This window comes from Methylobacter luteus IMV-B-3098, from assembly GCF_000427625.1.
GTDB lineage: Bacteria > Pseudomonadota > Gammaproteobacteria > Methylococcales > Methylomonadaceae > Methylobacter > Methylobacter luteus.
The window spans coordinates 4,070,248-4,095,627 of the sequence record NZ_KE386569.1; the positions used below are offsets into that span (position 1 = coordinate 4,070,248).

The 25,380-nt window shown below is 52.2% G+C and carries 18 protein-coding genes; 16 read left to right on the plus strand and 2 right to left on the minus strand.

The window, feature by feature from the left end; genetic code table 11:
- Positions 1-191 precede the first annotated feature (191 nt).
- From METLU_RS0121335 to METLU_RS26110, 5 genes are all read left to right on the plus strand, one after another.
- The gene (locus METLU_RS0121335) at positions 192-1,229 is read left to right on the plus strand and encodes a ParA family protein (protein ID WP_081679161.1); all 1,038 of its coding nucleotides are present in this window, start codon (positions 192-194) and stop codon (positions 1,227-1,229) included.
- A 7-nt stretch (positions 1,230-1,236) separates the two neighbouring features.
- Positions 1,237-2,154 (plus strand): ParB/RepB/Spo0J family partition protein, encoded by a 918-nt coding sequence (locus METLU_RS26100; RefSeq protein ID WP_051300095.1) that lies wholly within the window; start codon positions 1,237-1,239, stop codon positions 2,152-2,154.
- Between the two features lie 563 nt (positions 2,155-2,717).
- The gene (locus METLU_RS0121345) at positions 2,718-4,070 is read left to right on the plus strand and encodes a (Fe-S)-binding protein (RefSeq protein ID WP_027159993.1); all 1,353 of its coding nucleotides are present in this window, start codon (positions 2,718-2,720) and stop codon (positions 4,068-4,070) included.
- 15 nt (positions 4,071-4,085) lie between these two features.
- Positions 4,086-5,516, plus strand: a complete 1,431-nt coding sequence (locus tag METLU_RS26105; RefSeq protein WP_051300097.1) for a protein adenylyltransferase SelO — start codon at positions 4,086-4,088, stop codon at positions 5,514-5,516.
- 78 nt (positions 5,517-5,594) lie between these two features.
- The gene (locus METLU_RS26110) at positions 5,595-7,313 is read left to right on the plus strand and encodes an AAA family ATPase (RefSeq protein ID WP_036243363.1); all 1,719 of its coding nucleotides are present in this window, start codon (positions 5,595-5,597) and stop codon (positions 7,311-7,313) included.
- Between the two features lie 263 nt (positions 7,314-7,576).
- Here METLU_RS26110 and METLU_RS0121360 read toward each other — a convergent pair whose 3' ends face one another.
- Positions 7,577-8,536, minus strand: a complete 960-nt coding sequence (locus METLU_RS0121360; protein ID WP_036243366.1) for a glycine-rich domain-containing protein — start codon at positions 8,534-8,536, stop codon at positions 7,577-7,579.
- 60 nt (positions 8,537-8,596) lie between these two features.
- Between METLU_RS0121360 and METLU_RS0121365 the strand changes: the two genes are divergently transcribed.
- The 5 genes from METLU_RS0121365 to METLU_RS26940 all read left to right on the plus strand — a co-directional run bounded on the left by METLU_RS0121365 (position 8,597) and on the right by METLU_RS26940 (position 16,957).
- A complete protein-coding gene (locus METLU_RS0121365) occupies positions 8,597-8,791 on the plus strand; it encodes a hypothetical protein (protein ID WP_027159995.1) in 195 nt (64 codons plus the stop codon).
- Between the two features lie 86 nt (positions 8,792-8,877).
- Positions 8,878-10,197, plus strand: a complete 1,320-nt coding sequence (locus METLU_RS0121370) for a sensor histidine kinase (RefSeq protein ID WP_081679162.1) — start codon at positions 8,878-8,880, stop codon at positions 10,195-10,197.
- Positions 10,191-10,988 carry a LytR/AlgR family response regulator transcription factor gene (locus METLU_RS0121375; protein ID WP_027159997.1) on the plus strand — a complete coding sequence of 266 codons (798 nt, stop codon included), beginning with the start codon at positions 10,191-10,193 and terminating at the stop codon, positions 10,986-10,988. The genes METLU_RS0121370 and METLU_RS0121375 overlap by 7 nt, the downstream gene beginning before the upstream one ends.
- Before the next feature lie 394 nt (positions 10,989-11,382).
- Positions 11,383-12,141, plus strand: a complete 759-nt coding sequence (locus tag METLU_RS0121380) for a VPLPA-CTERM sorting domain-containing protein (protein WP_027159998.1) — start codon at positions 11,383-11,385, stop codon at positions 12,139-12,141.
- A 1,246-nt stretch (positions 12,142-13,387) separates the two neighbouring features.
- The gene (locus METLU_RS26940) at positions 13,388-16,957 is read left to right on the plus strand and encodes a DNA/RNA non-specific endonuclease (protein WP_051300099.1); all 3,570 of its coding nucleotides are present in this window, start codon (positions 13,388-13,390) and stop codon (positions 16,955-16,957) included.
- A 211-nt stretch (positions 16,958-17,168) separates the two neighbouring features.
- Here METLU_RS26940 and METLU_RS28485 read toward each other — a convergent pair whose 3' ends face one another.
- Positions 17,169-17,342, minus strand: coding sequence for a hypothetical protein (locus tag METLU_RS28485; protein WP_196806579.1), 174 nt, complete (start codon positions 17,340-17,342; stop codon positions 17,169-17,171).
- 684 nt (positions 17,343-18,026) lie between these two features.
- On the opposite strand from METLU_RS28485, the gene METLU_RS27545 reads away from it, so the two are divergent.
- The 6 genes from METLU_RS27545 (at position 18,027) to METLU_RS0121425 (ending at position 24,852) form a co-directional block, all read left to right on the plus strand.
- The gene (locus METLU_RS27545; RefSeq protein WP_155920658.1) at positions 18,027-18,323 is read left to right on the plus strand and encodes an eL24 family ribosomal protein; all 297 of its coding nucleotides are present in this window, start codon (positions 18,027-18,029) and stop codon (positions 18,321-18,323) included.
- Between the two features lie 123 nt (positions 18,324-18,446).
- Positions 18,447-19,154, plus strand: a complete 708-nt coding sequence (locus METLU_RS0121405) for an MOSC domain-containing protein (protein WP_196806580.1) — start codon at positions 18,447-18,449, stop codon at positions 19,152-19,154.
- A gap of 223 nt (positions 19,155-19,377) precedes the next feature.
- Complete coding sequence (locus METLU_RS29235; RefSeq protein ID WP_081679163.1) at positions 19,378-19,587, plus strand: transposase family protein; 210 nt, start codon at positions 19,378-19,380, stop codon at positions 19,585-19,587.
- Complete coding sequence (locus METLU_RS26125) at positions 19,553-19,933, plus strand: ISAs1 family transposase (protein ID WP_051300101.1); 381 nt, start codon at positions 19,553-19,555, stop codon at positions 19,931-19,933. The genes METLU_RS29235 and METLU_RS26125 overlap by 35 nt, the downstream gene beginning before the upstream one ends.
- A gap of 460 nt (positions 19,934-20,393) precedes the next feature.
- Entirely contained in the window at positions 20,394-23,000 is a 2,607-nt protein-coding gene (locus METLU_RS26945) for an alpha/beta fold hydrolase (RefSeq protein ID WP_081679164.1), read from the plus strand.
- 976 nt (positions 23,001-23,976) lie between these two features.
- Positions 23,977-24,852, plus strand: a complete 876-nt coding sequence (locus tag METLU_RS0121425) for a DMT family transporter (protein ID WP_027160000.1) — start codon at positions 23,977-23,979, stop codon at positions 24,850-24,852.
- Positions 24,853-25,380: the final 528 nt, after the last annotated feature.

Here is a 25,380-nt window from a genome sequence, read left to right on the forward strand (position 1 = left end):
ATCAGTATATTTTTAAAGTTGCGCGGCAAATTTTCTGATTAAATAACTTATTCAAACCTATAATTCGATAATCAATATTATTTAGTAAATTAACAGATAGCGCCTAAAAATAAGGATAAGCGAGATGGCCGCCTTAACGGTGGACGCTATCCCTCCCGGTTTTAACAGGCCGGGCTTCTCGCGAGAATATAATGAGAAATTTCGCAGTAAAACTAAAACTCGCAAAAGAATTTGTCGGGTTTATGGGAAGCTCGGCTGAATTCAGGGCACTGTTTCCGGATAAAAAAAACGATAGCTATCACAACACCTACTCGGCGCTGGAAATACGAAATGCAAAGCTGAAGTTGCATGGGATCGATCCTTCTTCCCTGGAAAATGAAAAAGTTTTGCCACCCATTATCAATTGTAGAATGGCAAAAGGCGGCGTTGGGAAGACTACCATTTGCGGCGGGGTTGCCTCGGCCCTTGCCATGCTTGGCTACAAAGTCCTGATGATCGATGGCGACCCCCAGGCATCGTTGACGGGGTTGTTCGGCATTAACTGGGCAAATGAGAATATTACCCATATCGGCGAGCTTATGCAGAAGCAATCGCGCAAAGAGGCTTACCGCATTGAAGATGCGATCATGCCGCTCTATGAAGGAAATATGCTTGATTTGATTGCTTCGGATATTTCCCTGGCCAACACGGACTCCTGGCTGATGGGGGTCACCAATCGAGAATTTGCCTTTAAGAAGTTCCTTGATGCCAATATCGGCTTTTTCAGCCAATACGACGTAGTCATGATCGACTCCGCTCCCTCCACAAATCTGTTAACGAATGCATTCATGTGCAGCTGCAACAAGATATTGGCGGTAGTATGGCTTGACGGGCAATCGTTAAAGGCGATGCAGGTATTAGCCAGTAACGTCAATGAACTCAATGAAGCGTTTCATTCCTCAGGATTTCATCTTGATGTTCATATTATTGCAAACGGATACCACCCGAGTTACACCACCTGCAAAGACGCACTGTCCACGCTGTTTTCAAGTTATCAGAATAAATTGAATGACAATGTCATACCGCATGCGTCCAGTTTCATGAGACAGGTAGAGTTGTTTAAGGAAGAAGATAGCGGCACGGTGCTGGAACGGGAACCCAATTCCATAGCTGCGCGTTCAATCATTGATCTGGCCAAAAGTCTGCTTAAAGAATACGACCTTAAAATTGGCGGAATGAGGATTATCTGAGAAACTTATGAAAAAACCAGTGACTGTAAGCGGACTTATACAATCAGGTGCGGTCAGGGAAAATGCACCTGATGTTTTACCAAAATTCAAAGGCCAATCTGACTTTTCAAACAGTAGATCTGTCGATATCCCTTTGTCGCAAATCAAACCGAATCCTTATCAACCGAGACGGATATTTCCAGAAGCGGAAATCACGGACTTGGCGAATTCAATCGAGGAAATCGGTCTTATACAACCTATCGCGATTCGCAAAGTTGACGACAATCAATATCAGATTATTGCGGGCGAGCGCAGATACCGCGCTTTCAAGCAATTAAATAAAGAGATGATACCTGCCATGCTCTTTGCCTGCGATGATGGCGACATGGCGGTAATGGCCATTACCGAAAACGTTAACCGTGAAGACCTAAGCGATTTTGAAATCGCAAAATCAATTCGGAATGTGGAATCGCTTTTCCCAACGAAAAAAAGACTCGCGGAAGCCTTAGGCATTCAAAGAGAGGACATGTATCGCTATTTTGCTTTCGAATCTCTTCCTGATCTGATTACTGAAAAGCTGGCAGTCAATCCGAGGCTGATTTCAAGGAATGCCGCGGCCGATATAAAACGCGTATTGAACAATTGTCTGGATAATGAATACGATCATGCAATGGCTGCCTTAAAGGAGGCTCTGTATCTGCTTGAAAACAGCGAGATTGATCAGGGCAAAATCGCAAATTTTATTATTCAGAAAGTGAAACGTGAAATTAGCGGAAGTGTAAATAAGGAAAAAGAAGAATTCTTTGCTGGCAGTAAAAGAATTGGCTATTTCTCCACATCAAATAATGGAATTATGATAAAAATTTCCAGCGGCATTCTTGATGCCGATAAAACAGAACAGCTCAAGAATACATTAAATGAATTAATAAAAGGGCCAAAAGTATAAATTGATACCTCCTGTTTTTTTACTCTATATTGCATCGAAGCTGATAAGAAGACACAGCTTCGATGTATTGTCTCTATTAATCGTAAGCTGGTTTGAAATGACAAAACGGGTAGTTAATTAAAATGTGTATCTAGTAGATACAGATTATGCCGTCCGAAACCCATTTGAAGCTGAATCAGGATTAGCTTGTCATCAAACAGATGTTACGCACGGGTGATTTTTATCCCGTTTGCCGCGCTGAACACCGAAGCTTTTAACAGCGGTAGGCTGGGTTGATAAACCCGGCCTTTCGGCCTCCCATGCCGGGTTTCCGCTAAAGCTCCAACCCAGCCTACACAGGCTGTTAAAAGAAAGTCACTCGCCTTCGAGTGCGATCAATCGACCATGCAACCAGCCAAGGACCTCTGTCTCAACGTCAGTATGAACTGAACCACCCCGACGGCTTGTAAGGTTTGCTACATCTTTCTTGCAGAGTCGATTTCCTATAAATCAAACGCTTAGCGTAATTAAGGCGCTGGCATCCATTTTGCTCATACTCTGTTGTCATCAACTTCAGAGTCATCATGAAACTCTTTCTCGATTGGTCAGCTTATAAGGACGCCGGCATGGGGGACGCCTATGCCGATATTCCCAAGGCCGGCGGCGACTACGCCAAAGCGATTGCGGTCTGTATTGGCAGCCGCGCCTGCGAGCAAGCCGGCAAGGGCGTGATGTGTCCCAGTTTCCGCATCAGCGGCAACCCCGAATTATCAACCGGCGGCCGCGTCAAATTGCTGAAAGCGGCGCTCAACGGCGAGTTAGGCCGCGCACCGTTCCAGCATGGCGAACTGGCCGAGGCGATGGATCTGTGCGTCAGCTGCAAGGGTTGCAAACGCGAATGCGAGAATGAAGTGGATATGGCACTGATAAAAGCCGAATATCTGGCCCAGCGATTCAGTGCCACTGGCACGCCGTTACGCAATCGCCTGTTTGCGGCAGTGCCCAAATTGCTGGCTCGGTTCCCCAAGGCTGGCCGGTTGATCAGATGGCGCAACCGTCATCGAGTCCTGGCGCAATGCGCGGACCGATTGCTGGGCATCAGTGCCGGCGTAAAACTGCCGGAACCTGCCGAACAGCCGTTCAGCGCGGCATCCGTATGGAACAAACTGCAAAATGACACTGACATGCCGGAAGTCGTGTTGTTCGTCGACACCTTCAACCGCCATTTCAATCCGACCGTTGCCGAGGCCGCTGTCTCGGTGCTCGCGGCCGCAGGCTACCGGGTTCATTTGCTGGCTGAAGACGGGCATGCCGACGCGGCAAAGCGGCCGCTATGCTGCGGGCGGACCTATTTCGCCAACGGCATGATTGCCGAGGCCCGCCAGGAAGCCCGTCGCTTATTGCAGGCGCTGGCGCCGCATCTGGAAGCGGATCGCTGGATCATCGGCCTGGAGCCTTCCTGCATTCTCAGCCTGCGGGATGAATATCTGAGCATGGGCCTGGGCGAGCAGGCCCGGCAATTGGCCGCGAAAGCGGTATTGCTGGAAGAATTTATCGCCAGGGAACACACGGCCAAACGCTGGACGTTGACCTTCAATGCGCTGGGCCGACAAAAACTGCTGATACATGGCCATTGCCATCAGAAGGCGGTCGGCGCGACTAAAGCGATGCGCAAAGTGCTGAAGCTGATCCCGGAGCTGGATAGCGAACAAATCGAATCATCGTGCTGCGGCATGGCCGGACAATTCGGCCTGGAGTCCGAACATGCCGGTGTCTCGCGCGAAATGGCGGAGCAGGGACTATACCCGGCCTTGCGGGCGGAGCCCGATGCAACGGTTGTCGCCAACGGCTTTTCCTGCCAGCAGCAAATCCTCAATGGCGGCCACGCAAAGCCGCTGCATATTGCCGAGGTCCTGCATGCGGCGCTCGGCCGGTAACTGCAAGCGATGACAATGAACACGCTGCAATGGACCAACCACTGGCTGCAACGGTCGCCGTCATTCTACCGGCGGGTTGATCCGACGCCATTGGCCGCGCCCTATTTCGCGCATTGCAATGCGCAGGCGGCACAACTATTGGGATTGAATGCCGAACAAATAAGCAATGATGAGGCGCTGCGCTGTTTTAACGGTGATGCGCTGCCGTCCGGCATGCAGCCCATTGCCACGGTTTACGCAGGGCATCAGTTCGGCATCTTTACCTCACAGTTGGGCGATGGCCGCGCTATTACCCTGGGCGAGACGCAAGGGGTGAACCGGCAAACCTACGAAATCCAGTTGAAAGGCGCAGGATTGACGCCTTATTCAAGGACGCTGGACGGCCGTTACCCGCTCGGCGCCGCGATCCGGGAATATCTGGCCGGCGAGGCGCTAACAGCGCTCGGCATTCCCTGCACGCGGGCGCTCTGCCTGCTGGGCAGCGGCACCGAAATACGGCGGGAACCCGGCGAAACCGCCGCCATCCTGGTCAGAATGGCCCGATCGCATATCCGTTTCGGCCATTTCGAATACTTTCATCACCGTGATGATATCGACGACCTGCGGGAATTGTTTGTCTTTGTCATCGAACGCCATTTCCCCGAATTGCTCAATGAAGCAGCAGAAAAATGGCCTCTGCGCCTTCTGGAAACGGTCATCGAACGAACGGCCCGCTTGATTGCCGATTGGCAAAGCGTGGGGTTCGTGCACGGTGTCATGAATACCGATAACATGGCCCTGAGCGGCGAGACGCTGGATCTGGGGCCGTTCGGTTTCATGGAAGCGTATGATCCCGGGTTTTCACCGAATCCATCCGACGACCAGCATCGTTATCAGTACGACCAGCAGCCCGACATCGGCCGCTGGAACTGTCTGGCGCTGGCCCAGTCGTTTACCTCGCTATTGTCCTCGCCGACCATACCCGCCGGCTTGCTGCGCTTGTACCGGCAAACCTACCAGCAGCATTATCTGCAAGCCATGCGGGCGAAACTGGGCCTGCAAACGCAGCATCCGGGCGATATCGATTTAGTGAACAGCCTGTTGTCAGCGCTGGCCCGTTGCGGCACCGACTATGCCGGCTTTTTTCGCGACCTTGCCTGCTTCGAGCCTGGTCGGGGCTTGAGGTATTCTGCCTCGCTGCAAAGTTGGCTGGACAGCTACCAGGACCGCCTGAGCCTGGAAAAGTCGCCGCCGGGCGAACGCCGGGAACGCATGAGCCGCGTCAATCCCTGTTATGTCCTGCGCGGGCATTTTCTGGATCAGGCCGTGCAAAGCGCCGGGCAAGGCGATTTCACCGAGCTGGACAGGCTATTGGCGCTGCTGCAAAACCCGTATGAGGAACAGCCGGGCATGGATTTTTACAGCCTGCCACAGCAGAAGGATAGCGTCAGTCGTAGGCTGGGTTGATAAACCCAGCATTAGGAAGCTTCGAAATGCTGGGTTTATCAACCCAGCCTACAAACTCTCTTAAAGAGGCATCAGAAAATGAAACTGCAGATTGAAAGAACCTATGTCGATGCAATGGTGGCGGAATTTCCGGGACTGAAGCCGCTTAAGGATCAACTGCGCTTCGGCAACAAAGCGGAAGTGCCTTTTAATTATCTATCCAGTTCCGAACTCGGCTATCTGGGGAATCTCTACCAGCAGGCCGGCCCCGATATGCACAGCCAGGCGGCGATGATTGCCACGCTGCAAAAAGCGCTCAATGACGACGGGCAAAAGTATTCGACCGAGGACCTGGAAAAGCTGGTGCCGGCGATTGCCGGATATCTGGTTGAAGATGCGCTGCGCGGCTGGCTGTTCCGCGTCAGCCCATCCGGCAGAACCACGGCCTATTTGATCACCCGCCTGGACTATACGCCGCCCGGCGAAGAGGAAGCCGGCCGTATACTGATCGAACTGAAAGCCAACTCGCGCGGCAAAATCGCCATCGAAAACCTGATCATCCGGCAAAAAGACATCGACGGGCAATCGATCAGCGAAATCCTCGCCATGAAAGGCTATCTGAAGGAAACGCCGGAACTGATCGCGGCCTATGACGAATCCGCCGGGCGCTATTTCGACTGGCGGGCACGCTACGGCGAGCAGTTCTCGGGCAAGGGCACGGGCATCTATGCCGAGGACCCGACCGCCAATCACCGCAGTAACGACTGGACCCGCAAGAATGTCGTCGTGCTGTCTTCCGGCGGCGGCAACACCCGGCTGGTCAATGACGAAAATATTATCAGCGATCGCGCCCTGACACTGGAAGCGTCCGGGGATATCCTGGGCGGCTTTCTGCGCCGCGCCGGCAAAAGCACGCGCTACGACAGCAAGGTGGAACAGCAGGCGGAAGCATCCAGGGCGTCCATTCCCAAGGGCTTGTTCACTGAACTGCCGGTACACGGCTACATGCTGATGTTTCATCTGGAACTGCATCATCACGTCTGGGTGCATGTCGACAATATGCAGCCCTACCGCTACCAGCCTGAATTGAAGCAAAAGCTGATTCTGCCGCCCGAGCAGACCGATCTGATCGACATTCTGACTGCGGAAATGGATGTGCTGATGGATGATATCGTGGAAGGCAAATCCGGCGGCACGACGGTGCTCTGCGCGGGCCCCGCCGGGGTCGGCAAGACGCTGACCGCCGAGGTGTATTCGGAAATCATCCAGCGCCCGCTGTACCGCGTGCATTCCGGGCAATTGGGCTTGAACGTCGCGGAAATGGAGAAAGCGCTCAAGGACACCCTGATCCGCGCGCAGCGCTGGGGCGCCGTGATGCTGATCGATGAAGCCGATGTCTACATTCGCCGCCGCAACGACAGCCTGTCCTCGAACGCCGTGGTCGGCGTGTTTCTGCGCGTGCTGGAATATTTCAACGGCCTGCTGTTTTTAACCACCAACCGCATCGATGACATCGATGAAGCCATCATTTCCCGCTGCATCGCCCTGATCCGGTATTATCCACCGCAACGCGCGGACCGGGTCAAAATCTGGCAAGTCATGACCGAGCAGTTCGACCTGGCCGTCGAAGCGGATCTGATCGAGCAACTGGCGGATGCTTTCCCTGACGCGACCGGCAGGGAAATCAAGGGCCTGACCAAACTGGCCGCCAAGTTCTGCCAGCAAAAACGGATGGCGCCGGCCCTGGATGTGTTCAAGCGCTGTTCGGTATTCAGGGGCATGGATAAACCGGCGGGACGAGAAGATGCGGATTCATAAACGGTAGCGGTAAAAAAAGAAACAGGCTATTTGCCCGATGCCTTGCAATTGAATTCATCAATACTATGCCTTTTGGACATAGGCATAGTATTGATGTGGCGTTTATGCCCGTAGCATTAAGCGCTTTTCTGTGCCACGGAACAGGTCGTACATATTGTCCCGAAGAAATCTGAAGCTTGATTATGCATTGCGTTTATTGAAGAGTTCCACAGTCCTTATTGTCATGATCGATTCCAAGACGCATAAAGGCGCATAGATGAGCTTTATCCGCCGCAACCTCCACAGCCACCGCAGCCGCCTCCATCTCCCCCGTTTCCTCCATCTCCGCCCCCGCCGCCGCCTGAAGACTTGTTTCTCCAGAGTTTATAACCGCAAAACCGGCATTCCCACTCTTCACGCTCGCGTAGGGACGCATCGTCCGATTCAGTCGCTTCGGTCTTTTTCAGTGCTTGCGATTGCTTGCATCGCGGGCAACGGAGCCAATTATAATGCTCTATAAATCCCATGAGTCCTGCGATAAGCATTATGCCTACAACCAGACTGAATCCATGATGATCGCTGATTTTGGAAAGGAATAAGCTGATAACAACGCCTATGCCAAGCGCATTTTTCGAGCTAAATTCAACTTCCCAGGAAGAACTCGACTGCCAGTCACCATTCACTAGCATCAGCGGAAAGCCCAAAAAAAGGAAGAACAGAAAAATTCCGCTGGCAGTGTTACGCAGTAAACGAGTCAGTTGCTGTCTCGGCATGATCCAATGCCGTTTTATATTAACCCTTTGGAAATACAGATCCTCGCCGAATCGTACGGAAGCATCGGGCCAGATATCTTCCGGTGGTCTTTGGCCGAAAAAGCGATAGTAACTGTCGAGCGTATTCTCGTACCACTGCCGGAACTTTTCCGCCTCTTGCGGGCCGCCGCGGGTCGGCACGTGATGCAGCGGTTTTCCCAGCACCTGGGGGCAAAAATCATCCCAGTAGGGCTTTGTGTAAGTCAGGTGCAGATGCCATGCCTGATCGACCTGGTCCGACGGGGTTACGGGGTGGCCCGCGACAATCGCCAGGAAAACGAAGCGTTTATATTCCTCGATGACGCGCGCGCAGTAATCAGACGACCAATCGTTTTCAAAGCGCAATCTTTTTTCGAATGTCAATGGTTCGTTGCCGGTATCGAATGAGAAGCGCATGATGCGCTCATACAGTGCCTGTTCTAACTCGTTCATAAAATCGCCTTTGGAAAGTCTGAGGAGTTGAATCTTCGCCGCAAGTGTTTATTTTTATGCATGGTCACCGGCCTGATTAAGAATCCCCAGACCAGCGAGGCTGCAATTTGTCACTTCGCGTTCCCGATGGTTGGGCTGAGTATTGCTAAAACAAAACAGCACTGCCATACGGGTATCGCCAAACAAGGGTATTGGCTGATGAATGACAGGGATTTCCGGATGAAAAGCGGGACTGCGGAATACAATTTTGGCTAAACTAAAGTCAGCTTTAAAATCAAGCTGATTCTTGTTCTCGCGGAGAAAACAATTGATGCAACTTCCTTGAATATCGAGAGTTCAACATGCACTATCCTACAAACATGATGCTGGATTGGCTGGACAATACCGCGCAGTTGTCGCAGCGTGTCTGCGTAGTACTGATGGCGGCCTACGTATCCATTCGCATGGACTGGCTTAGACAGGCTTTGCGGGGTGATTCCCGCCGGTGGCGCAACCGTCTGGTTTCCGCCACGTTTTTCGGGATATTCGCAATCATAGGAACCCACAGCGGACTTTTATTGGATGTGCATCATGTCGATAAACACATCACTTGGCCTGCGGCCCTTTCGGATGACGTGAACCATTCCCAGGCCGTGATCGGTTTTCGCGACCTGATGGTGTTGGCGGCCGGCTTGACTGGCGGACCCTGGGTTGGGTTAGGCGCGGGATTTCTCGCGGGTTTTGAACGCTATTTGCTGGGCGGTCTGGCCGGGAACGCCAGCGCCTTTGCAACGGTGATGCAGGGCCTATGGGCCGGACTGGTTTTCCAGTATCGGCCGCATTGGGCAACCAGTATAACCGGAGCGGGCATTACCGCATTAATTGGCACGGCCATGCAAAAATTGATCTTGCTGGTTTGGGTGGAGCCGCAAGCCGATGCGCTGATCCTGGCTTCAGAAACCGCGCTGCCTGTGGCTGTCGTCAATACGCTGGGCGTTCTGCTGTTTCTGTTCGTGATGCAGGATTTGGAAAGGGACAGGCTGAAAATTCAGGCCCAGCAGGCCGAATTAAGGGCATTAACAGCGCAAATCGAGCCGCATTTCATGAATAACACCTTGAATGCCATCAAGGCGTTGATCCGGCGGGACCCGGAAGCCGCTTCGCAATACGTGGTGAAACTGGCGCGTTTTATGGATGATACGCGTCGGGATGCCGGAGCTAATTCGATCTCGCTGCAACAGGAATTAGCCCAGGTGGAACGCTATCTGGATTTTCAGACGCTACGCTTTCCGGATGCGTTTCATATTCAGCGCAATATTTCACCACCACTTCTCAATTGCCAATTGCCGCCGCGTTGTTTGCAAACCCTTGCCGAAAATGCCCTGCTGCACGGCATGAAAGGTCAAACGGGGGCTCTTAAAATTAATATCATCGGCGAGGATCACGGCGACACATTCACCGTGCGCGTCAGGGATAGTGGTATCGGTATTCCAGCCCGGCGCCTGGCGGAACTGGGTAAACGTCCGCTGGACTCGCCAGACGGTAACGGCAGCGCACTTTATCATTTGCGGCAAACGCTCAAACTGGCCTTCCCGCAGCAATCGACCATGACGATTAAAAGTCGGGAAGGACTTGGCACTGAAGTTATTTTGACTATTCCCAAGAGAACAATACCATGGTAGATAAACGCTCCGTGATTATCGTGGACGATGAGTGTTGGGCGCGCGAAGATCTGAAAAGCATACTCAAGCGCCGGCACCCGGATTTTGAAGTTATCGCGGAAGCGGCCAACTCGCAGGACGCGTGGCGATTAATTAACGAATATCCCGAAATAGACGGCGTGTTTCTGGATATTCACATTCAAGCTGAAAACGAACGGGCCGGCTTGGATCTGGCCTATGCCATCAACAGAATGGCCCGTTCGCCATGGATAGTATTCATCACCGGTTATCAGCAAACCGCCGTGGAAGCCCATCGTTTACATCCTGCTCATTATTTACTTAAACCACTGGATGATGACAAAGTGGATGAAGCATTGGATTGGATACGGAAACAACAACCCGCTACGCTTCCTGAGAAAGTCATTCAGCCCAAACGTATCGTAGTGCGCCATCGCATTACGAACCATTTTGATGAGCATGAATGGCACACCGAATTTATCGATCCTGGAGAGATCGTTTTTATCACTAAAAATAAAGCCGCCAATACCCTGAAAATCCACTTGTCGAATAACAAGGTCCTGGATGGTGTTAACGGGACCATCAAGGAATGGGAACACAAATACACGGTCTTGGGATTCCTGCAAATTCACAGAAGCCATCTCGTTAACTTGAAACAGGTCCGAAGCTTGAAACCTCGTGCCGGTGAGAATGAGGTTTATAAAGTGGCGCTAAAGGATTCTCTCAGCGAATTGGCGGTAGGCTCGGAATACCTTGACGTGTTGCGTGAAAAAATGAAGACGGGGCAATTTTAAAATTGCCCCGCCAGGCGAAGCAAGAACCAAGGGCATCGTGAATATTGCAAGGCGAGATGCTCCGTGACGGAGCTGAACGCATCACAGGACGTATCGCCAAAAGGTTTTGACTGATTTGATCAAGTACCGCTGGACTTTAAACCGCTATTCTGTAGGAATTACGCAAGCATGCACGGGCGATGAAGTCGCCCCTGCAAGTTTCAAAAACAGTTTTTTAAAATGGCCTCATTCCAACCTTCTTCTAGCAGAAGAAGGGAAAATGCGTAAGCCCTGATTATTAAGATGTGTATAAAAGTCCAGTTTTTTCAGTTTATCACCCGTTTGGGTGATGATGAGAGGGAAGAAGAAGATGTATTGTGAAAACTTTTTAGTGAATTAATTCAAGGAACAAGAAATGATCAGAGTTTTATCCGCATTACTATTATTCATAGTAACCATGACGGCCCATGCGGGGTATGTGTATCAGTCAGGCAGCAACAACCCGTGGGGCAACACCACAAACGATACGGCGATGGATGGCGCTTTCGGTGCCGGACAATGGAGCAGAGGTAATGCCTATGATTTGAATGCTATTTTGGCATCAGATGCTGCTTTCATTGATGGCAGCGATTCCAACGCAAACGAATTAAACAGCTTCCTCCAATTGAACAGAGCTTCACTCGAAAACTATGTGACAAACGGCGGACGTCTTTTCATCAATTCAGCCCCTAACCAGGGATCGTCTTTCTCCCTCTTGTTTGGCGCTAACCTTAATTATAGCGCATATTCAGGGACTGCCTCCGTCAACGCCGACGGAGCCGCGGCTGGCTTACTCGCAGGCGGCATAACCGATCAATACACTGGGACTTGGTTCTCACACGCGTCGGTAACCGGAGATTCATTAATATCTTTAATCGATGGCGAGAATGGTTCAATATTGAGCTACATGCTTTATGGCCAGGGATTAGTCATGTTCGGTGGCCAAACAACTACTAATTTCCATTCACCACTTCTGGACGCAGAGCGTTTACTCCAGAATGAACTGACATTCCTGGCCAACGGCCAAGTTAGTCAAGTGCCGGTCCCTGCCGCCGTCTGGTTGTTCGGCAGTGCACTTATGGGCCTGGGTGGCGTATCCCGTCGTAATAAATTAAAACGCAACCTGTCTGTCTAAGCACTGTCAGTATAATCAGTCTGATAATGACATCCTAAAGAGCCACCTCCGGGTGGCTCTTTTATTTTTAATGAAGTCTATTCACAACTTTTGTGGATAATCCAGTGATCATCACCTGGCAAACGCCAGCAAGTCATTGTCCTCCAGTCGGTTCTGTTGCGTTAATTTTCGATAAACGCGGACGGACTCAGGCTGCCAAGGCATAGAACCGTTTAGCGGCCGGGAGCATGTGCTCCCGACTGCCGTCATCTGTCCCCCTTGATCCGCAGTGTCGGTTGAGCGCACAGCTTACTGAAATCGATGTACCCTCCGCTAACGCAACCAAACCTCTATATCAAGGTCGAAGATGAATGGGACTATTTATCGCGCCGTTGATCAATTCGCGATACCGTTGGCTTTATACTCTGATGTTACGCACGGGCAGCTTTTTTATGCCGTTTGCTGCTCCCGAGCACTACAGCTCTTGAGTCTCCTTTACCGAAAGCGACCCCATGCGCTTGTAGGTGCGAATTAATTCGCACTCAACAAGAGCCATACCGATTGCTGGAAAGCTTGGGCGGGCGTCTCGGGTCGAATTAATTCGACCCTACAGGCGCCATTTGACGTAGGGGCCAATTGTCTGCGTAACATCAGTTATACTTTCAAAATTTCGAGATGAAACGGTGGTTACCCCATTTTTCAAACAGGCCATCGACGCGAACGGAATTCCAGGGAAAGTCGTCATGGACAAACGTAACGCCAGCCATGTCGGGCTGAAGCATTAATTGCTTGCTGATGCCTGGCGGTTTGATCAGTCTTGAAATACTCCAGGTTAAATACCTTAAATAACCTGATTGGACAGGATCACCGCTCCATCAAGCGAGCCATCCGATGATGGGCTTTGAAGCCTTTCACTCGGCAAAGGCCGCACTTGATGGCATCGAAGCCCCTCATAGGATTTGATAGGGTCAACGTCCGATGAACAGATACCGGCCTATCCGCAGTTTATGGCTTTAGCCGGATAATTTTATCCGCTGGTCAGGACGGCTTTACGCTTTTTGCATATTTGCGGCAAGCCCCCTTATCAAACAGACATCAGATAAAACCTGATGTCCGGTAAACGCGGAGACTACTCGGCTTCCCGCCTCGCAGCGCGGGCCACCTGACGTGGTGCTGTCCGGACGTCAACAAGCATGAAAGAGGGCGGCAGAATTCGATTTAAAAACGAATTGATATTCAAACTGACTTACTTGCTAAGGAGTGAAATATGGGAAGAACGCCACTTGAATCGTTACTAGCGGACAGGGCTGTGATGGCCGAGCTCGAATCCCTTGATGCCGTACCGCCCACGACTTTGCGTTTACGCGTCATGCCATCGGCCGAAAGTCTTCGTGAAACCGCGCGGCGTCTGGTCCGGCCGGGCGGGGTGGAATCAGCCGGCGGGTTAGAAACTGCACGGGGCGGGGCAGGTCTCGAGGCCATCGTTCTCGCCTTCGGCCGTCCCACACTGTTGGTCCAGGATAATGTCTTCGCGACGCCGGAACTGGAGGAATGGCGGCTCAGGCTGGAACCGTTCCGTACCACGCTTCAAAAAATTTTACCCTCGATTGGCCGCATAGAACTCAAGCGGCTACCGGAAGATGTGCATGTTGGGACAGGCTGGCTGGTGGCCGAAGACATCGTGGTGACCAATCGCCATGTCGCCGAATTCTTCTCCCGCGGGTCCGGCCGCACGGCGGTTCTTTCGAAAGACCCTTTCGGCCAGCCGGTGCCTGTGCAAATTGACTTCCGGGAAGAACATGCGCGCAAGGATGTCGCGGAGCATACCATTGCGGAGATCCTGTGGATCGAAGAGTTCGACGCGCGTTTTCCGGACATGGCGCTGTTGAAGCTCCGGCGCAACGGCGATCTGCCGGCGCCGGTCGAATTTTTGACCAGCCTGCCGAAAGCAGGTGAGGCCGCGATCGCAGTCGTTGGTTATCCGGCTTGGGATTACCGCAATGACCTGGCAACGATGCAAAGGCTGTTCGGCGACATTTATGGCGTCAAGCGCCTCGCACCCGGTCTCGTAAGCAATGCGGGACAGGATTTTATCTTTGAGCACGACTGCACGACCTTGGGCGGCAACTCCGGTTCGGTTGTGCTCGATGTCGGTACAGGCAAAGCGATTGGCCTGCATTTCGCGGGCGAGTTCGGGGTGCGCAATCTTGCCGTGCGTGCCGAAAAGATTGCGGCACGTCTGGCCGAATTTCACATTCAGGTTGCGGTGCCCGCCACTTATCGGCGCCTTGGCGATCAGCCCGGCGCCGTTGAGCTCGAAGCGCCGCGCGATCCGGAAAGTTACGCCGACCGCACAGGTTTTGTGCGTGACTTCGTGCCGGGCGAGGCCGTCGTCGAGCCGGGTCTGGCAAACCTTGAAGATGACCTTGCCGCCTTGTTGCCCCAGGGGACAGGCAACGAACTCAAGTATACGCATTTCTCGGTCTGGATGAGCCGCAGTCGTCGTCTCGCTCTGTGCACCGCGGTGAATATCGACGGCAACTTATTGCGCCGGTATGCGCGTAATGCGGACCGCTGGTACCTGGACCCGCGTATCGACACGGATGCGCAGGTCGGCAACGAACTGTACAAGCGCAACCGGCTCGATCGCGGTCATCTCGTTCGCCGCCTCGATCCCGTCTGGGGCGAGGAAAGCATCGCGCGGCAAGCCATGGAAGACACTTTCCACTACACGAACGCCGCCCCCCAACACGAGGGCTTGAATCAGGTCACCTGGAACGAACTCGAGGATTACATCCTCGACAATGCCGATGCCCACGATCTGAAGATCAGCGTCATTACGGGCCCGGTATTCCGTCCGGGAGATCGGCCATATCGCGACATCGAGCTGCCCGAGGAGTTCTGGAAAATCGTGGTCATGGCGCGGCAGGCGGCGGATGGCCGTCTTGTTCCCCATGCGACCGCCTATCTGTTATCGCAGGCCGATCTTCTCGGCAATATCGAATTCGCCTTTGGGGCCTATCGGACCTGGCAGGTGCCGATTGCGCTGATCGAGCAACGCACGCGGCTTGATTTTGCCGCGCTGCGTCCCTACGATCCTCTTGATGCCGGAACACGGGAAGGTCCGGCACCCAGGCCGCAGCCCATCAGCGGATGGCGCGATATCATACTGGGGCGCCAGGAAACCGAAGAGGCATCGGCTGGCCCCGAACGCAGCCCCGTCGATCAATTGCGCCGGCTGGTGCGGGCGGAGCAGCGGAGGAACTCGCTGGATTACATCGCCGAGTTCGCGGAAGCTCCGCCGGCCGATTTGCCTGGCCGGATCGCGACGGTTCTGCCTGCCGTGGTGGGCATCGAGCCCGTTTTCGCCAGCGATCCCCGTTTCGTGCGGATCCGGTTTCCCGGCTTCGATCCGCTCAGGCTGAAGAGCAATCCCTTCGAGCTGGTCGAACCGCTGCGTGTTGCGCTGGGGGCGCTGAGCGTGGAGCCGGATCTGGCGACTGATTTTTTCCCCGTGCCGCCCGAACCGGAAGGTCCGGCCCGTGAATCAACGGATCTGTTAGGGTGCAGGGTCGGCAACAGCATCGCGCCCCCGGCCGATCCCCGTTGGGCGCTAGGCAACATTGGAATCCCCGAAGCCTGGGCCTATTCTAGCGCTCAAGGGCGTCCGGCCAAGGGCCTGGGGATTGTTATCGCTCAGCCCGATACCGGAGTTACCGACCACCCCGAACTGGGGGATGCCGTCGATAAGCAGCGTTGGTTTGATCTTCTGGATGGGGGATCGCCCATTGATCCTCTGGAGTCCGACAGCCCGCTGGATAATCCGGGGCACGGAACCGGAACGGGCAGCGTCGTCGTCAGCCGGGAATCGCTGGTGATTACGGGAGCGGCGCCCGGGGCGCATCTCGTACCGATCCGCTGTATCGAAAGCGTGGTGAGGATTACGCAGTCCCGTGTCGCCCGGGCCATCGAGTATGCCACCGATCAGGGCTGTCATGTCATTACCATGAGCCTGGGCGGACTGTGGAGCCATTCGCTGGCGGTCGCCGTGGAACGGGCCATCGAAAATAACGTCATCGTTCTCGCCGCTGCGGGAAACTGCGTGAAACTCGTGGTGTGGCCGGCACGTTTCGACCGGTGTATCGCGGTAGGCGGAAGCAACGTCGACTACGGTACTTGGAAGGGCTCGTGCCGTGGCGAAGCGGTCGACATATCGGCCCCGGCGCAGCACGTTTACCGCGCCAGCCGAAAGCTCAACGATCCTGATTCGGCTGCGTACGGACCGGGCGAAGGCACTTCCTTCGCCGTCGCGCTTATCGCCGGCGTCGCTGCTTTGTGGCTTGCCCACCATGGCCGGCAGAATCTGATCAACAGCCTGGCGCCGGGTGAAAAGTTGCAGGATCGGTTTGTCCGGATGCTCAGGCAGACTGCCCGGGTTCCGTCCAATTGGGATGCGGGCGCGTTTGGAGCCGGTATCGTGGACGCCGTTGCGCTCCTTAGGGCCGGCATGGGAAGCCCGGCGCCAAGGGAAATGCCTGCCGGCCTGGAGGCCAGAGCCACTGTTTCACCCCTGTCGCCAAGGGGGACGCCGCTGTCCGCGGACCAGGCCGACGCGGCGCGGGATATTCTGCGCGAACTCGCCGGTGGCGCGGAGGCCGTTGCCGATGAATCGATGCTGCAGCGCCATGGCCTCGAGTTGATCTGGCTGGCCTTTCAGCGTCAGCGTTCGTCCGGAAGGCTTGAAGCCGTATCGGTGCCCGTACCTTCCAGTTCGCTGCAGCGTGAGCTGGAGAAACCTGAGCATACCGGCATTGCGCGCGCGTTGGGGTTGCGCTGATCGTGCCGCTACGGGCAGCGGAGAAACATCATCTGCCACTTGTGGCAAGTTTTTCAGATCAGGTTTTCGGTGATGTCAACCCGCCAGTTCATGCCTGGGCGCATCCCACCAGACCGGCTGGACCGGCCTGGTGGCGAAACTGTTACAGCCGCACCGTGATAAGCGTAGCCTTAAAAATTACACATTGGGCAGCTCAATCCCTGCTTTTATGTCAATTTTCATCCAGTTCCACCCAATCAATTTGTTTTTCAACGATCGTGCTTAACTCCAACTGACCCAGCGATTCAACCATCTTGAGTTCCGAGCTTATTTGCTCCAGCTGTTCAAGATGCGTTACCAACTCGAATAAATCGGTTTGATTGATATTTTTCTTAGATTTCCTCATTTTTTCGTATCGAAACCTGCTGATATCGCGGCAGTTGCCTTACCTTGTCAATCGCCATGCAAAACTTATAGAAAACCGGGGAATCAGCATTGAAAGTGTTGATTCTCCCGGCGGGACTCAATCATACAGTATTTTTGCCCGAATTACCCTGGGTGGCACTAGGCGGAGCGCATGACCCGTCATGGCGACAGCCTCGAAACCGGTCACGGCGCGTACCTGTGCAAACAGCGAGAAAGGCGGCTGAAACACACTAACCTTACACTTCAACCTGGAAAACGCTGGACGTTGATGGGCATGAATTTATTGATAGACTTCTGGCGATAGATTCATCGTTAATCTCCCGCCCTTTCATCTCCGCATCCATCCAGGCGCTTGAACACCTGATAAGAATCGTTGGGGTTGCCCTGCGCAACCTATCGTTATTTGCAGATAACAAAAGCCGCTTTCAAGTCGGGATAGTCTAGCGTGCCCAGTATTTGCTAAGTTAGACAGTAATGGCACGAATAGTAATCCAACCCCAAATAGGAACAATAGCCGTTAAGGCATTGAGAATTTGATTTGACTTGGCTCAACATCAATAACCAACCACCTCCTCAACTCGGATTGCCAACTACACTGCGCTTCGTCGGCAGCCAGTTACGTCGCACTAAGCATTAACCCATTTACTACTACGGAGGAATCGTTATGGCACTGGCAACAGAAGTCAACACTGACGCGACGGGCCTTGTGATTCGTGGTTATGACCCAGTGGCGTATTTCACGGAAGGGCGCCCAGTACCCGGTCGCTCCGATCTTTATATCGAATACGGCGGTGGAAAATACCTCTTTTCTACTCCTGAAAACCGCGAGATGCGTTCAAAGCAAATCCCGAGGCCTACGTGCCTCAATACGGTGGTTATTGTGCATTCGGTGTCTCCATGGCAAAGAAGTTCGATGTCGATCCAGCTTCTTAGCGCATTGTGGACAAGAAGCTTTATTTGAACCTAAACCCGACGATCCTTGAGAAATGGTCTACAGACGCGCACGGCTATATTCAGAAAGCGGAAGAGAATTGGCCGCAGATCCGTACGAAAGCCGCCTCCGAGCTCTAGTAGACAGTGTGCGGTGGACAAGATCGAAGCGCTGTTCATCGCACCCGCCTGCTCGGGCAACTGGGACTCTTCCATGAACCTGTTGTCAATCAATGTGGGACTTCCGCGCGAAGTCGAGTGGCGTGGGAAAGCCGTCTACACGTCAATTTTTAAGACGCCAGTGCCAGGCCGTGTCCGAGTGACTAAGCTTAACCTGGAGGGCGACCGACAATCAGACCTGTCTGTGCACGGCGGTCCTGAGAAGGCTGTCTACGTTTACCCAAGTGAGCACTATGCGTTCTGGCGCGAGGAACTCCCCGGAATGAAGCTTTCCTGGGGAGCATTCGGGGAGAATTTTACGACCGAAGGTCTGCTTGAAAGCACCGTTTGTATTGGAGATCGTTTTCGTGTGGGTTCTGCCGAATTTGTCGTTACACAACCGCGCATGCCTTGCTTCAAACTCGGCATCCGCTTTGGCCGTGCAGACATGGTCAAACACTTCCTGCGTAGTGGGCGTACAGGCTTCTACCTAGCAGTGCTTCTGGGGGGTGAAGTCGCAGCTGGCGAGTCTTTTGAGTTGATCGGTCAGAGTGAGCTGGCTGTCACAGTAGCGGAGGTCGTCAGCTTGTACGCGGCAGACGCAGCGAATCAAGATCTTCTACGCCGCGCCAGCGAACTGCCCGCGCTTCCCAAAGGCTGGCGAGAGTATTTTCGCAAGCGACTGTGGGAGCCAGATGCTTGAGTCAGCGGTTGGGGCGCTGCCTAACAACCACATCAGCTCGGAATGTCAATTACGTTGCGCTCCGCGGGTAGCTGGTTATCCAGCACGTTATTATCCAAAGAACTATTTTTCCAGCTTAGCATTTGCTAAGGGTACGTGGCTGCCAGGGGTTACGCATTAAAATCATCTCCACTATAAGCGATAATCTTCCACTCTTTAAAACAGTAGAGGACAGTCATGGTGGATGGGATTGCGGAATCTTTTTTCGGTGTTATCAGATCCATGCCGCCCAAGGCGTGTCCAGCATAAACTACTTGATATCCTGGTCATTACGGTCAGCGCCGTCATTGCGGGTGCAGAAACCTGGACAGATATTGCCAATTATGGCGTCATGAAAAAGGATTGGCTCTTCGCATGTCTTGACGATAGAAACTATCCGCAGTGTCGCGCATAGCTATGAAGCCCAGGCCGACATCCGCTATTACCTGACCAGTTGCGATGATGCGCCAGAGGTTTTGATTCAAGCCGTGCACCGCCACTGGGCGATTGAAAATAGCCTGCATGGGGTGTTGGATGTCACTTTCCGGGAAGACGATGCGCGTAGTCGCGATAAAGTGGCAACACGATCCTTTGCGCTGCTGCGCAAGATGGCGCTCAATATTGTCAGGAAAGATAAGAGCAACCAATTCAGCCTGCGTGGACGGCGCCAAAACGCAGGGTGGAACAATGACTATATGGCTCATCTACTATTCGAATGCGCAAAAAAGCCAATGTCAGCAGAAAACAGTTTTAATGCGTAACCCCTGTCCTGTTTTCCGTCACCTCAAAAGTCGATAATCACATCCGCTCTGACTGCCTCCCCCGGTTTTGCATGCTCTCCCTTGGTAAGGTTTCAGTCGATTCATCAGTATTTCCCCATTATTCACTGAAGAGCGCTGTAAAACTTCGGGTTCAGACTGTTTTTTATAAAACAGCCTGAGCTTGCGCAATCTCAATTTAAGTATCAGAAATAACAAGGGGCTTATATTAGTTCCTGATTATTTTTTGATTATTTCTTGATTAGTTTTTCAGATTTAAGTGTTTTTTCAGGTTGGTTATATGGAAATTTAAGGTCAGCTTGATTGAGACTACAGTCGAGATTGAGCTGATGATTTCACCGACGCGGTATCCGGTTTAATTCCGCCAGCCGATAGTCTATCTGTGCCCATCAAAAATTAACGCAACAGAACTATTAAAACCTTAATAAAAAGGGGTGTGATAATGTTTCTTAAATATTTTCATCAGTGGTCTAGTGTCTTGTTATTTGTTCCAGGAATGGTTATGGCAAACCAAAGCGAGCCAATTATTGACTGGCAAGCGTGTCATCCAGAATCCGGCCTCCCATTTTTTTGTGGGTCTGCCGAGGTACCTCTCGACTATAATGCGCCTGAAGGGGAAAAACTCACTCTGGCCTTGATTAAATTGTCTGCAACCACGAGCACAGGAAAGATTGGATCGCTTTTCTTCAACCCTGGAGGGCCTGGTAATTCGGGAGTCGACTTCCTGCTCGGCATTGGCCCTGTGCTTCCGTCAGAAATCCGCGAACACTTTGACGTGATCGGCTTCGATCCCAGAGGGATAGCCCGCAGCAGTCCTCTCGTGTGCTTTGACAGTCCAATTGCCGTGCCGCCGTTCTTTTTCCCCCGTAATCCTGACGAAGAAGCCTTGAAGGCACAATTCGATGGGAATCTGGCCATGGCATGCAAATCTAACGGAGGCAGTGTGCTTGATCATATGTCAACCGCTAATGTTGCGCGAGATCTCGATTTCCTCCGCCAGGCAGTTGGCGATAGCAAACTAAATTATGTGGGCTACAGCCATGGGAGCTTTCTCGGCGTCACTTATGCGAACCTATTCCCTGACAAGATCCGGGCCATGGTTCTGGATGGCGTTGTTGATCCCATAGCCTACACTACCGGCTATGGCGATGAGGGATCTACGCTACCAGTTACCACGAGACTTCGCATAAATGAAGGGGCGCAGGCAACGCTGAATGAATTTTTCCGACTTTGCGACCAAGCGGGTGCAGAGCAGTGTGCCTTCGCCAATGCTGCAGCCAGCAAGTTTGATGTCTTGGTCGATCACCTGCGAGCGACTCCTGTCCATATGGTCGATCCGCTCAACGGCCCCTTTGACCTTACCTATGATCGGTTCATTGCAACGGTTTTCAGCACGCTGGCGGATTCATCGGAATGGCCATTGCTTGCTAACGTCTTGAGTAAAATTCACGACACTATCAGTGACAATTCGGAAGGCGCGGCTATTAGGGCAGGAATAGCATTTGCTGTTTTAACTGTTGCCGCGGGTGAGGCACCTAGTCCCGATGATCTGACACACGCTGCACAACAATACGCGGTCATGTGTACTGATTCGATTAATCCTGATAATCACGAGGCTTGGTCCTTAGCGGGAGAAGCAGCCGATGCAAATGTTGGGGTATTTGGGCGCCTCACGACTTGGCAATCCAGCCCTTGTGCAGTTTGGCAGGGTAACGATCCAGATCGCTATCTCGGCCCGTTTACTCAAACGACCACAGAACCGATACTCATTGTTGGAAACCGTTTCGACCCCATAACGCCGTATGAAGGAGCCCTGCAAACACACAGCCTCCTGCCCAATTCAGCCCTTCTGACTCTCGAAGGTTGGGGACATACGTCACTGCTTCTCTCGACCTGTGTGGACCAGGCTGTGTCTAGCTATCTACTCACTTCCAGAGTTTCCAGCCCTGAAGCTAGCTGTCAGCAAGATAAAGTACCTTTCACTGATACATCGACGGACCTGATATCCCTCGACCCAAATACATTGTCGGAACTGCTATCCTCCGGTGCAAATATACCGGCGGACCTGATATCCCTCGACCCAAATACGTTGTCTGAACTGCTATCCTTCGGTGGAAATACACCGACGGAACCGGTATCCTCGGGCGGAAATTCACCGACGGAACCGGTATCCCCGGGCGGAAATACATCGACGGAACCGGTATCCTCAGGTGGAAATACACCGACGGAACCGGTATCCTCGGGCGGAAATTCACCGACGGAACCGGTATCCTCAGGTGGAAATACACCGACGGAACCGGTATCCTCGGGCGGAAATACACCGGCGAAACCGATATCTTCCGGCTCAACGTCTCCTGGCGCAGCATCTCCTAAAGATGACAGCGTAAATGCGAAGCAGGAGAATGTAAATCCCAAAGGAACAGAAGCACCTTCTGTTTCCAAGACTTTCGCTACTTATGATCCTGCTACGGGCACAGTAATTATTCCGGCGGTGCAGGTTGGCGGTAAGGTTGAGTACGCCAATGTCAAATTGGAATTTAATCCCGGAGGAACGCTTAGTGTTCTTTCTTCTGAAGCGCCTAAGGCTCCCGTTGCGGCTAGTGCTACCTATGATTCCGCTACCGGCACGGCAACTATTTCAGAGGTACTGGTTAACGGTATAGTTGAGTTTATAAATGTTAAATTGAAGGCCAATCCGGACGGAACATTCAGTGTTCTTTCTACTGAGAAACCTTCTGTCGCCAAAACTTTCACTATTTATGATCCTGCTACGGGCACAGTAACTATTCCGGCGGTGCAGGTTAATGATAAGGTTGAGTTTTTCAATGTCAAATTGGAATTTAATCCAGGAGGAACGCTTAGTGTTCTTTCTTCTGAAGCGCCTAAGGCTCCCGTTGCGGCTAGCGCTGCCTATGATTCCGCTACCAGTGCGGTAACTATTCAAGAGGTACTGGTTAACGGTATAGTTGAGTTTATAAATGTTAAATTGAAGGCCAATCCGGACGGAACATTCAGAGTTCTTGCTACTGAGAAACCGCCTGTCTCCTAGTACTCAGTCCCTTGTTTTGTTGGATAAACATCCCCATGTACTGAAAATTTACATGGGGAACAACAGCATGACTAAGAAATACAGTCAGCTAGGGGTACGACAACGATTCCTTCATTTTTGGGCCATAAGGCGTTTTAGCTTTCAGTCCACAGCTCGTAAAGCAATTCTGGCGAGTGTTTTTCCATATCCAACTCATATCGGCCAAAACGATTGATATGCCAAGTCAGGTAAGGGCGGTTTTTTTCAAGATAGACTAGCGGGAGCATTTGCACAGAAAATTACGGTTATAATTTAATTACCTGCATTATCAATAACATACATATTCATTACTTGCGTATTATTCAGCCAATTATTACTGTCTATTGGCGTAATAACCTATTGTTTTTATTAAATTACCTTATCTTAATTTACGCAAACCATATGTTTTAGCGCAAATGCTCCCGCTAATCCAAGATGGCGTTCAATATAGTCAGGAAAGATAAGAGCAACAAATTCAGTCTGCGTGGACGGCGCCAAAACGCAGGTTGGAACGATGACTATATGGCTCATCTACTATTCGGATGCGCAAAAAAGCCAGTGTCAGCAGAAAACAGTTTTAATGCGTAACCCCTGACGTGGCTGCAAACCAAGTACAGTCGCTGAATGAACGCTTTCAAAGTTGCCCAGTTATTCTCCGGAAACTGGTGACTGACTCTTTTTGGCACAAACTGAGACCGTCAGTGTCAGGTTCAATCCAATCGAATGTTTGAAACTGTCAGATCAAGTTCACAGTTTTACAATTGATACCTGGCTTTTTGTTTTTTGCGTATTTATATGGCCAGGTCGGAATCTGCCTGATCCCATCCACATAAAAATCCGCGATACATATTGGTTCCGGTTTGGCGCTCCTTAGCTATAACGCTTTCATTTCGAAATAATACCCATTAGAATTCTCGCCCCTCGTGTCATTCAAGATTAGTGCAAAGGAAAATCGCTTTTGGAAATTGTTTTCATTTTTGGTCGGTTGTTATTGTCATCGGTGTCCAACGTATTTCAGAAACAACTGTCGCATCACGGCTTGCATCCCTTTTACATCGTCGCAACAACGTATGTCGTGCTGGCCATTCTCTCCTTACTGTTCTCTTTCAACGCTGCGTTTTCGCATCTGAGCCCGTCATTCTGGATTAATGTGCTGCTGGCGTCCCTGTTCGATGTCGGCGGCTGGATGTTTCTGGTGATGTCCCTGTCCAGAACCGATTTATCGGTATTCGGGCCGCTCAATGCCTACAAGGTCATCATTTCCATGCTGCTGGCGCTCATTTTTCTGGGCGAGGTGCCTACACCGCAAGGATTTGCCGGGGTTATGATTATCGTCGCCGGCAGTTTCCTATTGCTGCCGCCATCAAACGGCACGGCGCAAAACAGGTTCACCCAGCTATGGCTTGATCGCGGCGTGCAGGCAAGATTCCTCTCCATTTTGTTATTTTCCATCGGCACGGTTTTCCTGAAAGGCTCGCTCGAACATTCGGGCCCGCTGGAGACGCTGATCTTCTGGTCATTGTTTGGATTGCCTCTGATACTGCTGGCAAATACGCTCCTGACAACGGAACGTTTGGTGGACAATATCAGAAACTCGCAAGCGCATGTCCTGTCGATTACGGCAGTGGGTTTGACGGTATTCGTCATGCAATACCTGACGCTGGTGCTGTTATCGCAAATGTTGATTGCCTACACGCTGGCATTGTTTCAGCTTGGCATGCTGGTACAGGTATTCCTCGGTTATCGGATTTTCAATGAACCGGATTTGGCTCGCAGGCTGACGGCGAGCCTTGTCATGATGCTGGGGAGTCTATTGGTACTGCAGGTGCATTAGCCAGTGAGTCTGGATGTGAGTTCGTAGGCTGGGTTGGAGCTTTGCGGAAACCCAGCTTTGGTGGCTTTGAAATGCTGGGTTTATCAACCCAGCCTACGGGCTATGACTAAAGATCCGGCAATATGAAGTTTTAATTTTTTTCAGGCTGCTAATGCCATTGTTGGCGTATTTATTGGGCTTCGGCCAAGACTGCAGAGAAAATATTCAAACTTTAAGGGGCCGGAGCAATAAGCCGCTTTCAAGCGCCGTGGACCTGGTCCGGCAGTACGGCGGCCCCGTATCACACGCCGCCCTGGAGATGCGGGAGAAAAAAACCGACAGTCGCGCGCCTTCCGGTAATATGCACTTGCCGTGAATCCGCCGTGCCGCTACGGCATATGCCGTAACCGAATCGGTCCGGCTCATCCAGCATCTGCACATGGTCAGCATTCCGCAGCGTCAGTTCGACGGTTCCAACCGGCGCTCGTTATGGCGAGAAAGAGAGATACAGAGACGCCACGCGATGCATTCCGTTAATCCTGTCAGAAT